The sequence below is a fragment of the Streptomyces beihaiensis genome, assembly GCF_026274175.1.
GTDB classification, from domain to species: Bacteria; Actinomycetota; Actinomycetes; order Streptomycetales; family Streptomycetaceae; genus Streptomyces; species Streptomyces beihaiensis.
This window is the reverse complement of the sequence record NZ_JAPHNL010000083.1, coordinates 1-12,820: the sequence shown is the minus strand read 5'-3', so window position 1 is coordinate 12,820 and position 12,820 is coordinate 1. Positions and strand designations below refer to the sequence as shown.

At 73.2% G+C, this 12,820-nt stretch carries 11 protein-coding genes; 1 reads left to right on the top strand and 10 read right to left on the bottom strand.

The genetic code is table 11. The features are described 5' to 3' along the window. Window positions 1-72: 72 nt before the first annotated feature. The 4 genes from OFY01_RS09985 to OFY01_RS09970 all read right to left on the bottom strand — a co-directional run bounded on the left by OFY01_RS09985 (window position 73) and on the right by OFY01_RS09970 (window position 4,508). Window positions 73-1,281, bottom strand: a complete 1,209-nt coding sequence (locus OFY01_RS09985) for a MarP family serine protease (RefSeq protein WP_266598405.1) — start codon at window positions 1,279-1,281, stop codon at window positions 73-75. Between the two features lie 122 nt (window positions 1,282-1,403). Then, entirely contained in the window at window positions 1,404-2,744 is a 1,341-nt protein-coding gene (locus OFY01_RS09980) for a translocation/assembly module TamB domain-containing protein (RefSeq protein ID WP_266598403.1), read from the bottom strand. 18 nt (window positions 2,745-2,762) lie between these two features. Further along, window positions 2,763-3,887: a PP2C family protein-serine/threonine phosphatase gene (locus OFY01_RS09975; protein WP_266598401.1), complete on the bottom strand. Its 1,125-nt coding sequence runs from the start codon at window positions 3,885-3,887 to the stop codon at window positions 2,763-2,765. Between the two features lie 135 nt (window positions 3,888-4,022). Then, complete coding sequence (locus tag OFY01_RS09970) at window positions 4,023-4,508, bottom strand: GNAT family N-acetyltransferase (protein WP_266598409.1); 486 nt, start codon at window positions 4,506-4,508, stop codon at window positions 4,023-4,025. Window positions 4,509-4,599: 91 nt separating this feature from the next. Here OFY01_RS09970 and OFY01_RS09965 point away from each other — a divergent pair, with 91 nt between their 5' ends. Further along, window positions 4,600-5,505: a TIGR01777 family oxidoreductase gene (locus OFY01_RS09965; RefSeq protein WP_266598399.1), complete on the top strand. Its 906-nt coding sequence runs from the start codon at window positions 4,600-4,602 to the stop codon at window positions 5,503-5,505. 70 nt (window positions 5,506-5,575) lie between these two features. Here OFY01_RS09965 and OFY01_RS09960 read toward each other — a convergent pair whose 3' ends face one another. The 6 genes from OFY01_RS09960 to sucB form a co-directional block, all read right to left on the bottom strand. Then, on the bottom strand, window positions 5,576-6,091 hold the full coding sequence (locus OFY01_RS09960) for a DUF4240 domain-containing protein (protein ID WP_266598407.1): 516 nt from the start codon (window positions 6,089-6,091) through the stop codon (window positions 5,576-5,578). A gap of 93 nt (window positions 6,092-6,184) precedes the next feature. Further along, a complete protein-coding gene (locus OFY01_RS09955) occupies window positions 6,185-7,195 on the bottom strand; it encodes a helix-turn-helix transcriptional regulator (protein WP_266598397.1) in 1,011 nt (336 codons plus the stop codon). A gap of 40 nt (window positions 7,196-7,235) precedes the next feature. Then, on the bottom strand, window positions 7,236-8,030 hold the full coding sequence (locus tag OFY01_RS09950) for a VOC family protein (protein ID WP_266598395.1): 795 nt from the start codon (window positions 8,028-8,030) through the stop codon (window positions 7,236-7,238). 111 nt (window positions 8,031-8,141) lie between these two features. Then, a complete protein-coding gene (aceE, locus tag OFY01_RS09945; RefSeq protein ID WP_266598393.1) occupies window positions 8,142-10,856 on the bottom strand; it encodes a pyruvate dehydrogenase (acetyl-transferring), homodimeric type in 2,715 nt (904 codons plus the stop codon). Window positions 10,857-11,073: 217 nt separating this feature from the next. Continuing rightward, entirely contained in the window at window positions 11,074-11,697 is a 624-nt protein-coding gene (locus OFY01_RS09940) for a GntR family transcriptional regulator (protein ID WP_266598391.1), read from the bottom strand. A gap of 127 nt (window positions 11,698-11,824) precedes the next feature. Next, on the bottom strand, window positions 11,825-12,820 hold a 996-nt coding region (gene sucB, locus OFY01_RS09935), incomplete at its 5' end, for a 2-oxoglutarate dehydrogenase, E2 component, dihydrolipoamide succinyltransferase (RefSeq protein WP_266598389.1).

Here is a 12,820-nt window from a genome sequence, read left to right as displayed (position 1 = left end):
AGCCCAGCCAGCAAAACGACCAAAAAAGAAGACGACCACCCCGAAGCCCCGCCGCACAGGTTAAAGATCAAGCTAGGACGAGACGAGCGCCCCCGTGTCCACCGGCGTCGTCGCCCGCGCCGCCCGCCGCGCGTCCGGCGCGACCTCGTCCGCCGTCAGCACGTACCCCGTGCCGGAGTGCGTGGTCGACCGCGCGAAGACCACCCCGTACACCTTGCCGTCCGTGGTCAGAAGCGGGCCGCCGGAGTTTCCGGGGCGGACCGTGGAGCGGATCGAGTAGATCTCGCGCGTGACGCCGTCGCGGCCGTAGATGTCCTGGCCCGCCGCCCGGATCGTGTCGGCGACCGTCGCCGCCTCCAGGTCGAGGCCGCCGTTCTCCGGGTAGCCCGCCACCACCGCCGCGTCGCCGCGCGAGGCGCTGTCGTCGAAGGAGAGGACCGGCGCCGCCCGCAGGTCAGGCACGTACAGGACCGCGACGTCGCGCTCCGGGTCGAACAGGACGACCTTCGCGACGTACGGGCGGCCCACCCCGCCCACCCGCACCCACGGGTCGTCGATGCCCGCCACCACGTGCGCGTTGGTCATCACGTGCTGCGGCGCGTACACGAATCCGCTGCCCTCACGGCCCTGCGAACCCGACGCGCCCTCCACCTTGACCGTGCTCCGCTGCGCCGAGCGCGTCGCCGCGGCGGTCACGCTGTCCCCGGACGGCTCGGCCACCTCGGCCGACGGCTCGTCCACGAACGGGTTGAAGACCTGCGGGAACCCGGCTGACGTGAGCGCGCCCGTGGCCCGCGAGAACCAGGACGGTGTCGTCGACGGCATCACGTCCTGCACGGCGCCGAGCACCGACGAGCCCCGCACCGCCTGATTCACCATCGGCGACGACGACGTGGCCAGCACGCTGCCCGCCACCCAGGCCACGACCAGGACGGCCGCCGCGCTCGCGACCGCGCCGCCCGCCCCGTCCGCCACCCGCAGCGGACCCGGCGCCCGGTCCATGCCGCCGCGCACCCGCAGCGCGAGCCGCCCGGCGAGCGCGTGCCCGGCGACCGCGGGCAGCAGCACGGTGACCACCGCGACGAACGTGGCCGTCGACGTGCCCCGGTCGACCGTCTCCATCAGGTACGGCAGCAGTACGACACCGATCACGGCGCCGCCGACGAAACCGGCCAGTGCCACGCAGCCCGAGAGCAGGCCGCGCCGGTAGCCGGAGAGCCCGTAGGCGACCGCCAGCACGACCAGCACGACATCGAGTACGTCGGGTATGTGCACGTCCATACCTTTGACAAACGTCCATGGACCCGGCGCCGGTTCCACCGTTCGGCGTACATGTGGCCGACCGCACAGATCCGGACGGTGTGACACCGGGCCCGTGCGGACCGGTGTCACACCGGCCGGCGTCAGGCGGGCTTGAGCGTGCCGCCGCCGTCGAGCCGGTACGTCCTGCCGCCGAGAGCGGGGCTGAGCGCCTTGTCGTACGTCACCGTGTGGCCGTTGCTCTCGATGCCGCCGATCATCTCCTTGACGGACGTGCCGGGGGCGGCTTCCAGCGCCTTGAGGGACGAGTCGTCGGCGACGGACCAGCGGGCGCCGCCGGCGAGCGTCAGGGAGGCGCCCCTGATCCTTCCGTCCAGCTTCGTCCTGCCCCTCAGGTCGAGCGTGGCCCCACCGCCGCCCGAGACCAGCGTGTCACCCTTGAGCCTCTCGCCGTCGGCCGTGAACGTCACCGTGCCCCCGTCGCGGACCCGCAGCAGCTTCCCGTCCTTCGTGGTGGCCTCGGCGCCGCCGGAGAGCCGCACGTCCGCCGTGGCCCGCTCGACCAGGAAGACGTCACCGTCCGACGCCTGCACGGAGCCGCCGCTCATCGCGAACGACGCCTTGCCGTCGCCGCGCAGCACCACGCCGCCCGCGGCCGCCGAGGCGCGTACGTCCTTCAGCGACAGCGCCCCGCCCGGTTCCACCGTGAACGCCTCCGAGTTGGCCAGGTCGAACAGCGTGTTCGCGACCGACACGTCGCCGCAGGTCTGCACACCCGGGGAGCCGCACCCCGCCGACGTCATCGTGCCGCCGGACACCGTCACCTTTGCACCGCCGGGCCCGGTCGCGATCGGCGCGGCCTGCGCGCCCGCGGTGTCGATCTGCACGTACCGCAGGTCGAGCGTGCCGCCGTGCGAGGCCATCACGCCGTGCGCGTACGCGCCCTTCGTCTTGATGCCGTTGCCGCTGAGCTCGGCCCGCGCGCCCCGGCCCGCCGCGACCACCCCGGTGGCGCCCCTGCCCTGGCCCTCGAACTGGCCGCCCGACAGCTGGAGCAGACCGCCGTCGCGGGCGAGCACGGCGGCGTTGCGCCCCCACGCGGCCGAAGCGGCGACCGACGTGGTGTCGCCGTACTTGTAGATGGCGGAGTCGTGCGTCGTCAGCTTCCCCGAGCCGGACACGAGCACCGCCGACGTGTCCGCCCCCATCGCCTTGTACGTCTTCCCGCGCGGCGTCACGACCTCGCTGCCGTCCACGACGAACGCCGCCTCGGGCGCCGAACCCGTCTGCGGGGACTGGTCGGGAGCCGGCAGACCGGTCACGCACCGGGCCCCGCTCGCGGTCGCCGCGGGCGAGGGCGGCGCTGGCGCCGTCGCTCCGTCGTCGGCGGTGCACGCGGCCAGAGCCAGCGGCATCAGCAGTACGGACGCGGTGACCACGGCCCGGCGCACGGCGGGCCGCCGCGGGTGTCGCACGATTTTCATGGGCCCTACGTTCACATCTCAGCCGCCCGCAGGCACATCCGGGTCGTCGCCTGGCGGGTCCGGCGCGAAGACCAGCAGGGTCAGGTCGTCGCGGACCGTGCCCGAGAAGCGCACCACGTCCCGCCACACCGCGTCCGTCAGGGCGGCGGGTTCCTCGCCCGCGAACCGCGGCAGCCGGGCCAGCAGCGGGTAGAAGTCACCGGCCGCGTTGCGCGCCTCCGTCACCCCGTCGGTCTGGGCGAGCAGCCGGTCGCCGGGTTCGAGGCCCAGCGTCAGCGGCTCGGGCGGCGCGAGCCCCGCGATCCCCAGACCCAGCGGCGCCGCGGGGCGCACGGGCAGCTCGCACACGGCGGTGCCGCGCAGCAGCAACGGGCGCGGATGGCCACAGCTGATCACCCGTACGACGGGGGAGTCGTCGGGAAACTCGAACAGCACCGCCGTCGCGAACAGCTCCGCGTTCTCGTCCTGCCCCGCGTCCACCACCAGACGACGGTCGAGCCGCTCCGCCACGCCCCGCAGATCCGGCTGGTCGAGCACCGCCTCGCGGAACGCCCCGAGCAGCCCCGCCACCGTGCCGACCGCCGACAGACCATGGCCCTGCACGTCCCCGACGACCGCCCGAACGCCACCGGGCGCGCGCCGCACGTCGAAGAAGTCCCCGCCGACCAGGGCCCCGCGCTGCGCCGCCCGGTACAGACCCGCGCACCGTACCGCCCCGACCCGCTCCGGCAGCGGCGGCAGCACCGCGAACTGGGCGGCCTCCGCCACCGTACGGACCGTCACCAGCTGCTCGTCACGGCGGCTGCGCACCCAGGCCAGGGCCACGCTGAGCACCGCCACGAACACCACGGTCACCAGGTCGGCGTTGCCCGGCCGGTCGAACCCCGTGTGCGGCAGCGCCACGACCGTCACCACGACGCCGCCGAGCAGCGTGGTGACTGCCGGCCCGTACGACAGGGCAGCGAGCGGCGGCACCGCGGACAGCAGGAAGCCCAGGTCGAGCCGTTGCGGCGTGAGTTCCTGCGCGGTGAGCAGACCGACGAGCAGCGCCAGCGGCAGCCAGCGCACCCACGGCGGCGGCGGTGCGCCGCGCAGCCAGGCACGCTCCTCACCGTCGCGGCGGCGCTGCACGGGCCAGGTCATGCCGGCTCGGCTCCTTTCGGCGGCGGGCGAACCGTGCCCCGCCCCCGGCTCGCCCCGCTACTGACTCACCTTGCTACGAGTCGGGGCCCGCCGCATGCGGTGGCTCAGGGCAGCCGTCACCGGGCCCGCCCGCCGTCACAGGGCCCGGCCCATCAGCACGTCGTCCACGTACTCGCCGTCGAGCAGGAACTCCTGCGGCTGCACACCCTCCACGGTGAACCCCTCGGACTCGTAGAGCCGCCGCGCCGGGGCGTTGTGACCGAGCACGCGCAACGTGATCCGGCGTGCGCCCTGCCGCCCGGCCTCCGCGATCGCCGCCCGCACCAGGGCCCGGCCGAGGCCGAGGCCGCGCGCCGCCCGGGCGACGGCGAGTCCCTGGATCTGCCGGACGTGCCCGTTCGAGACGAGCGGGGTGGGCGGGACGAGCCGGATGTAGCCGACGACGCTGCCGTCCGTCTCGGCGACGAGGTAGGCGTCCGGGGTGTTCCGCTCGTCGAAGAACGGCTCGTGCGCCGGGCCCGGCGGCTTGACCGCGTGCAGCGTGGACCAGGTCTCGCGATCGATGCGGCGGAGCGTCTCGCCGTCGTCCGGCACGGCGGACCGTATACGGGGCTGAAGCACTGACATGCGGATCACCGTACGCCGGTGCGAACCGGCGCGGCGGGCCGTGGCGCTGACAGATCGTTTACCCCGATCCCGGCAGACTGGGCCCATGACTCGTATCGCGGTGGCAGGAGCCTCCGGTCTCATCGGTTCGGCCCTCGTCCGGTCCCTGCGCGACGACGGGCACGAGGTCACACGGCTGGTCCGGCGTGCCGCGCACTCCCCGGACGAGGCCCGCTGGGACCCCAAGGCCGGTCACGTCGACACGGCACGGCTCGAAGGCTGCGAGGCGATCGTCAACCTCGCCGGTGCCGGTGTCGGGGACCACCGCTGGACCGCCGCGTACAAGCGGGAGATCCGCGACAGCCGTGTCCTCGGCACCAGCACCCTCGCCCGGGCCGCCGCCTCGCTCGACACCCCGCCCCGCGTCTTCCTCAACGGCAGCGCGGTCGGCTACTACGGCGACACCGGCAGCCACGTCGTGGACGAGTCGGCCCCGGCGGGCACCGGATTCCTGCCCTCCGTCTGCGTCGAGTGGGAGGCGGCCACCGCCCCCGCCCACCAGGCGGGCATCCGCACGGTCATGGCCCGCACCGGCCTCGTCGTGGCCCGCGGCGGCGGAGCCTGGAGCCGGCTCTTCCCGCTGTTCCGCGCGGGCCTCGGCGGGCGCATGGGCGACGGACGGCAGTACTGGTCGTACATCGCGCTGCACGACCATGTCGCCGCGCTGCGCCACCTGCTCGACGACGCCACCTTGTCCGGGCCGTTCAACCTCACGGCCCCCGACCCGGCCACCAACCGTGAGGTGACCGCCGCCATGGGCCGCGTCCTGCACCGACCGACCCTGCTCACGGTCCCGGCGCCCGCGCTGCGCCTGGTACTCGGCGAGATGTCGGGCGACGTCCTCGGCTCGACCCGGGCCGTGCCGACGCGGCTGCTCGAATCCGGCTTCACCTTCGCCTTCCCCGGCGTCGACGAGGCGATCCGGGCGGGCCTGAGCAGCCGGGTGGCCTGAGCGGCCGGGGTGGCCCGAGCCGCAGGGCGGGCGGCCTGAGCAGCCGGTCGGCCAGGACCACGGCAGGGCGCTACCCGAACCGTTCCGTCAGCCGCGGATACCGGCGGGCCAGCTCCGCCGGGTCCTCGAAGTCGACCGGGTCGCCCTCCGGCTCCGGCGGCGCCGCCGGGATGCCCAGGTCTGCCGCGACCGTCCCGGTCAGTTCCTCGTACGCCTCGTCCGCCGCGTACCCCAGCTCCTCACCGTCCCCGTCCACCTCCTCGTCGAACGCGTCGAGCAGTTCCGCCAGCGAGTCCGGGTCGTGCAACGCCCCCTCGAACACCTCCCGGCCCTGCCCGATCAGCCAGCACCGGAAGTAGTCGAACGCGTCGTCGCTCGCCCCGTCGAGCAGCACCCACGCCGCACCCCAAAGGTCCCAGCGGTAGGCGCGGTTGTAGCGGGACTCGAAGTGGCGGGCGAAGTCCAGGACCGATTCGGGGTCGCGGGCCAGCAGCCGGTCGACGAGCAGTTCGGCGTGGTACTCCGGATCACCGTCCGCGGCCGCGCGCGTGCTGTCGATCAGCTCCCAGAACTCGGTCTCGTCCATCACGGGACCAGCATCGGCCCTGCGCGCGGGCGACGCACGCCGAGCGGCCGATCCGGACCGGCGCCTCACACACCTCGCTCCTGCCCACCCGTATCACGCATACCACCCCGCCATCCGCCGGGCCGCCCGCGTGAACCGCTCCCGCAACGCCGCGGGAGCCACCACCTCCACCTCCGGACCGAGCCCCGTCAGCTGCGTGTACGCCACGTCCTCCGACTCGACCGGCAGCGTCACGGTCACCCGCCCGTCCGCGCCGGGACCGCCCGCCGCCGCGACCGCCTCCCGCGCGGCGACCGGGTCGACGGCGTACGGCAACCGGCGCACGCCCACCGACGTCAGCCGTACCACCACCCGCTCCTTCAGAAGCGCCCGCGCGAACCGCGCCGCCCGCTCCTGCCAGAACCCGGGCAGATCGAACGCCTCGTCCCGTACGAACCTCCCCTCGGCCACCGCCACGGACGTGAACCGATCCATGCGGTACACCCGGAAGCCGTCCCGCGCCCCGCCCCCCGCCTCGGCCCCACCCGCGCCCTCCGCTGCCCGCACCGCCGCCGCCAGATACCAGACGCCCGCCTTGAGTATCAGGCCGTACGGCTCCAACTCCCGCTCCACCACCGCTTCCCGGCGCCGGTACGCGACCCGCACCACCCGGTCGTCCCACACGGCCTGAGCCACCCGCGGCAGCAGCTCGGGCGGTTCCGGCTCCGTGAACCACGCCGGAGCGTCCAGGTGGAACCGCTGCGCCGCCGTGTGCGGAGCGTCCCGCAGCGACGGGAGCAGCGCCGCCGACACCTTCAGGCGGGCCGCCGACGCCGCGTCGTCGAGCCCCATGTCGCGCAGCGCCCCCGGCACCCCCGACAGGAACAGCGCCTCCGCCTCGCTGCGCGCAAGACCCGTCAGGCGCGTCCGGTACCCGCCGACGAGCCGGTACCCACCGGCCCGGCCCCGGTCCGCGTACACCGGCACGCCCGCCTCCGACAGGGCCTGCGCGTCCCGCGTCACCGTCCGCTCGGACACGTCGAGCTCACGCGCCAGCTCGGCCGCGGTCATCGACGGCCGGGACTGGAGCAGCAGCACCATCTTGATCAGGCGGGCAGCACGCATGGACCCATCATGGACCGCGCCACTGACAACGCCCCCGCCGCTACCGGCCGCTTCCGTCGGCGAAGCGCATCACCGAGAACGTGGCGCCCTGCGGATCGGCGAGCACCGCGAACCGGCCCGGCTCGACCGTCCTCGGTTCCACGAGCACCTGCCCCGCCAGCTCCGCGCAGCGCCGCGCCACGGCGTCCGGATCGGTCACGGCCACGTACAGGTTCCAGTGCGGGGGCACCTCGGGCGGCATGCCGGCGGAGGCCATGTCGAGCATGCCGCCGAACGTCTCGTCGGCGACGGTCCACTCGGTGTGCGCGGGGCTGCCGGGCCCCGCGGGACAGCGCCGCGCGCCCCAGCCGAGCACCGACTGGAAGAAGTCCACCGCGCCCTCCGTGTCCCGGGTCAGCAGCTCGAACCAGCAGAAGCCGCCCGGCACGTCCACCGCCTGGAACCCGGCGTGCTCGGCCGGTTCCCACAGCCCGAACGCGGCGCCCGCCCGATCCTGGCAGACCGCGAGCCGGCCCTGGTCCAGGACGCCCATGGGGCCCGCAACGACCCTGCCGCCGTTGCCCCGTACGCGCGAGGTCACCGCGTCGATCCCGGCGGTCTGGAAGTACGGCAGCCACGCCGCGGGCTGCTTCGGCGCCGTCACCGGGCGGACCCCGCACACCTGCGGGCCGTCGGGCCGGTCGAGCGCGAACACGGCGTACCCGCCGCCCGCCGGATCGTCCACCGGCCGCGCGTGCCAGCCGAACAGCGCTTCGTAGAAGAGCGCAGCCGCCTGCGGGTCAGGAGTGGACAGGTCGGCCCAGCAGGGCGCGGAGGGAGTCTTGGAGATCTTCATGGAGGTGCGGCCTCCCGGGAAACGGCCACGATGCGACGACCCGTCCATTCACGCACGCGTGCCCCGCCCCGGCAATCGGGACGGGGCACACGATGTCGTGCCGCGCGGGGCTTACAGGCCGTAGCGCTCGCGGGCCTCCTTCACGGCCGTCGCCTTGACCTCGCCGCGCCTGGCGAGCTGGGCGAGGGCCGCGACGACGACCGACTGCGCGTCGACGCCGAAGTGGCGGCGGGCCGCCTCACGCGTGTCCGACAGACCGAAGCCGTCGGCGCCGAGCGAGGACCAGTCCTGCTCCACCCACTGGGCGATCTGGTCCGGGACCTGGCGCATGTAGTCGGACACGGCCAGGACCGGGCCCTGCGCACCGGCGAGCGCCTGGCGCACGAACGGGGTGCGCTCCTCGCCGCGCAGCACCGCGGCGTCCGCCTCCATGGCGTCGCGGCGCAGCTCGGTCCAGGAGGTCGCGGACCACACGTCGGCGGCCACGCCCCACTCCTCGGCGAGCAGCTTCTGCGCCTGGAGCACCCAGTGGATCGCGGTGCCGGAGCCGAGCAGCTGGATGCGCGGCGCGTTGGCCGCGGCCACCTCCACGCCCGCCGTCTCGGCGGTGTTGAAGCGGTACAGGCCCTTGACGATGCCTTCGTCGACCGCGTCGCCGGACGGCTTCGCGGGCTGCGGCATCGGCTCGTTGTAGACGGTGAGGTAGTAGAAGACGTTCTGGTCCTCGCCGTCCTTCGCCTCGCCGTACATGCGGCGCAGACCGTCCTTGACGATCGTCGCGATCTCGTAGGCGAACGCCGGGTCGTACGAGAGCGCCGCCGGGTTGGTCGCGGCGATCACCGGCGAGTGGCCGTCCGCGTGCTGCAGACCCTCACCGGTCAGCGTGGTGCGGCCCGCGGTGGCGCCCACCAGGAAGCCGCGGCCCAGCTGGTCGCCGAGCTGCCACATCTGGTCGGCGGTGCGCTGCCAGCCGAACATCGAGTAGAAGATGTAGAACGGGATCATCGCCTCGCCGTGCGTCGCGTACGACGACGCGGCGGCGATGAAGTCGGCCATCGAACCGGCCTCGGTGATCCCCTCGTTGAGGATCTGCCCGTTCTTGGCCTCCTTGTAGTACATCAGCTGGTCGCGGTCGACCGGCTCGTACGTCTGCCCCTTGGGCGAGTAGATGCCGAGCGACGGGAACAGGCTCTCCATGCCGAAGGTGCGGGCCTCGTCCGGGACGATCGGGACCCAGCGCTTGCCGGTCTCCTTGTCGCGTACGAGGTCCTTGACCAGGCGTACGAACGCCATGGTCGTCGCCACCGACTGGGAGCCGGAGCCCTTGTCGAACGACGCGAACGCCTTGTCCGCCGGGGCCGGCAGCGCGGGCAGCGGCTGCGTGCGGCGGGCCGGGGCCGGGCCGCCGAGGGCGGCGCGGCGCTCCTGGAGGTAGCGGACCTCGGGGGAGTCGGCGCCCGGGTGGCCGTAGGGCACCTGGCCGTCGACGAACTGCGCGTCCGAGATCGGCAGGTCCAGCAGGTCCCGCATGTTCTTGAACTCGTCCGTCGTCAGCTTCTTCATCTGGTGGTTCGCGTTCTTCGACGCGAAGCCCTCACCCAGGGTGAAGCCCTTGACGGTCTGCGCCAGGATCACCGTCGGCGCGCCCTTGTGCTCCAGGGCGGCCTTGTACGCGGCGTAGACCTTGCGCGGCTCGTGGCCGCCGCGCGAGAGGTGGAAGCACTCGAGGATCTTGTCGTCGGAGAGCAGTTTCGCCATCTCGACGAGCGCGGGGTCCTTGCCGAAGAAGTCCTCGCGGATGTACGCGGCGTCACGCGTCTGGTACGTCTGCACCTGGGCGTCCGGCACCTCACGCAGGCGGCGGACCAGGGCGCCGGTGGTGTCGAGCTGGAAGAGCTCGTCCCAGGCGTTGCCCCACAGGGTCTTGACGACGTTCCAGCCGGCGCCGCGGAACTGGGCCTCCAGCTCCTGCACGATCTTGAAGTTGGCGCGGACCGGGCCGTCGAGGCGCTGCAGGTTGCAGTTGATCACGAAGGTCAGGTTGTCCAGGCCCTCGCGGGAGGCGAGCGCGAGTGCCGCCGTCGACTCGGGCTCGTCCATCTCGCCGTCACCGAGGAACGCCCACACGTGGGAGGACGAGACGTCCTTGATGCCCCGGTTGGTGAGGTACCGGTTGAAGCGGGCCTGGTAGATCGCCGACAGCGGGCCGAGGCCCATGGAGACCGTCGGGAACTCCCACAGCCAGGGCAGGCGGCGCGGGTGCGGGTACGACGGCAGGCCGTTGCCGCCGGCCTCCTGGCGGAAGTTGTCCAGCTGGGCCTCGGTGAGGCGGCCGTCCAGGAAGGCGCGGGCGTAGATGCCGGGCGAGGCGTGGCCCTGGATGTAGAGCTGGTCGCCGGAGCCGGGGGAGTCCTGGGAGTCCTTGCCGTGGAAGAAGTGGTTGAAGCCCGTCTCGTAGAGCCAGGCGGCGGAGGCGAAGGTGGCGATGTGGCCGCCGACGCCGTGCTTCGAGCCGCGGGTGACCATGGCGGCCGCGTTCCAGCGGTTCCAGGCCGTGATCCGGGCCTCCATCTCCGGGTCGCCGGGCAGGGCCGGCTCGTCCGCGGTGGGGATGGAGTTGACGTAGTCCGTCTCAAGAAGCTTCGGCAGCGCGAGGCCGCCCGCCTCGGCGCCTTCCAGCGTGCGCCGCATCAGGTACGCGGCGCGGTGCGGCCCTGCCGCCTTGGTGACGGCGTCCAGGGAGGCCTGCCATTCGGCGGTCTCCTCGGGGTCGCGGTCCGGGAGCTGGTCGAGCTCGCTCGGCTGGATGCGCATGGGGTCGGTCATAGTCGCCGCACGCCTTCCTGAGTCGAAGGGGGTGGGGTTGGGGGTGCCCTTGGTCTTGGCAGGACAGGGCGAGGGTCCGGGTACGGACCCGTCGGCGACTGTAACTCGCTGATCGATGATCGATCAAAGGATCGATGGGTAAAAACCCCCGAGACCGAGAAAGTCGGCACAGAGTGCCTGTGGAGGGGGCACTGCGTGCCCCCTTCGGTGTCGTCCCTCAGGGCCGGGGCGCACACCCCAGGACATGAGTCTTGACCAGCTCGGCGATGGCCGGGTCACGCCGCCGGAACGCCTCGACCAGCGCCTCGTGCTCCTCCGCGTAGGACTGCTGGACCGTCCCCAGCCACCGGATCGACAGCGCGGTGAACACCTCGATGCCGAGCCCTTCCCACGTGTGCAACAGCACAGAATTCCCCGCGGCCCGCACCAGCTCCCGGTGGAAGGCCACGGTGTGCCGCACCTGCGCGGTCCCGTCCGACTCCTGGTCGGCCCGGTACAGAGCGGACACGTGCGGTTCGAGCGCCGAGCAGTCCTGCGCGAGCCGCCCCGCCGCCAGCTCCGCCGCGATGGCCTCGAGACCGGCGCGGACCGGGTAGCTCTCCTCCAGGTCGGCCGCCGTGAGGTTCCGTACGCGAACGCCCTTGTTGGGCGCCGACTCGATCAGCCGCAGCGACTCCAGCTCGCGCAGCGCCTCGCGCACGGGCGTCTGGGAGACCTCCAGCTCCGTGGCGATCCGTCGCTCCACGATGCGCTCGCCCGGCTTCCAGCGGCCGCTGACGATCCCTTCCACGATGTGCTCGCGGATCTGGTCGCGCAGCGAGTGGACGACGGGCGCGGTCATGAGGCTCCTCCGGGAGGCCAAGTGAGCTGACGTCTAGACAATACGGCGGCGCCCCCGCCCGGAGCAGGTCCGGGGCGGGGGCGCCGCAGGTGAGCCTGGTTACAGACCCGCGGTCACGTACGCCTGGTCACAGTCCCAGGTCGGCGGAGAACTCGCCGGCCTCAAGGAGCTGCTTGACCGTCGTCAGGTAGCGGGCGGCGTCGGCGCCGTCCACCAGACGGTGGTCGTAGGAGAGCGTCACGTACGTCATGTCGCGCACCGCGATGGTGTCGCCGAGCTCCGGGTCGGAGACGACGACGGGGCGCTTGACGGTGGCGCCGATGCCCAGGATGGCGACCTGGTTCGGCGGCACGATGACCGTGTCGAACAGGGCGCCGCGCGAGCCGGTGTTGGAGATGGTGAACGTGGCGCCGGACAGGTCGTCCGGGGTCACCTTGTTCGTCCGGACCTTGCCCGCGAGCTCGGCCGTCTTCTTGGCGATGCCCGCGAGGTTGAGGTCACCCGCGCCCTTGATGACCGGGGTCATCAGGCCCTTCTCCGAGTCGACGGCGATGCCGACGTTCTCGGTGTCGAAGTAGGTGATCGTGCCCTCGTCGTAGTTCAGGCGGGCGTTGATGACCGGGTGGGCCTTCAGCGCCTGGACGGCGGCCTTGACGAAGAACGGCATCGGGGACAGCTTGACGCCCTCGCGGGCGGCGAAGGCGTCCTTGGCCTTGGCGCGCAGCTTCATCAGCTTGGTGATGTCGACCTCGATGACCGAGGACAGCTGGGCCTGCTCCTGCAGCGCCTTGTGCATGTTGTCCGCGATGGCCTTGCGGATGCGCGGCAGCTTGACCGTCTGGCCGCGGAGGGGGGAGACCTCCAGGGCCGGGGCCTGCGGCGCGGCGGCGGCAGCGCCCGCGGCGGCCGGGGCGGCGGCCGGAGCCTGGGCCTTGGCGGCCTCGGCCGCGGCGACGACGTCCTGCTTGCGGATGCGGCCGCCGACGCCGGTGCCCTTGACGGAGGCCAGGTCCACGCCGTTCTCGGCGGCGAGCTTGCGCACCAGCGGGGTCACGTACGCGCCGTCGTCCACCGGGGAGGCGGCGGCAGGGGCGGCCGGAGCCGGGGTGGCCGGAGCCGCGGG

Excerpts from the sequence above, each read along its gene's own strand:
- OFY01_RS09985 (WP_266598405.1), bottom strand. The coding sequence starts at position 1,281 with ATGGACGTGCACATACCCGACGTACTCGATGTCGTGCTGGTCGTGCTG.
- OFY01_RS09980 (WP_266598403.1), bottom strand. The coding sequence starts at position 2,744 with ATGAAAATCGTGCGACACCCGCGGCGGCCCGCCGTGCGCCGGGCCGTG.
- OFY01_RS09975 (WP_266598401.1), bottom strand. The coding sequence starts at position 3,887 with ATGACCTGGCCCGTGCAGCGCCGCCGCGACGGTGAGGAGCGTGCCTGG.
- OFY01_RS09965 (WP_266598399.1), top strand. The coding sequence starts at position 4,600 with ATGACTCGTATCGCGGTGGCAGGAGCCTCCGGTCTCATCGGTTCGGCC.
- OFY01_RS09960 (WP_266598407.1), bottom strand. The coding sequence starts at position 6,091 with ATGGACGAGACCGAGTTCTGGGAGCTGATCGACAGCACGCGCGCGGCC.
- OFY01_RS09955 (WP_266598397.1), bottom strand. The coding sequence starts at position 7,195 with ATGCGTGCTGCCCGCCTGATCAAGATGGTGCTGCTGCTCCAGTCCCGG.
- OFY01_RS09950 (WP_266598395.1), bottom strand. The coding sequence starts at position 8,030 with ATGAAGATCTCCAAGACTCCCTCCGCGCCCTGCTGGGCCGACCTGTCC.
- aceE (WP_266598393.1), bottom strand. The coding sequence starts at position 10,856 with ATGACCGACCCCATGCGCATCCAGCCGAGCGAGCTCGACCAGCTCCCG.
- OFY01_RS09940 (WP_266598391.1), bottom strand. The coding sequence starts at position 11,697 with ATGACCGCGCCCGTCGTCCACTCGCTGCGCGACCAGATCCGCGAGCAC.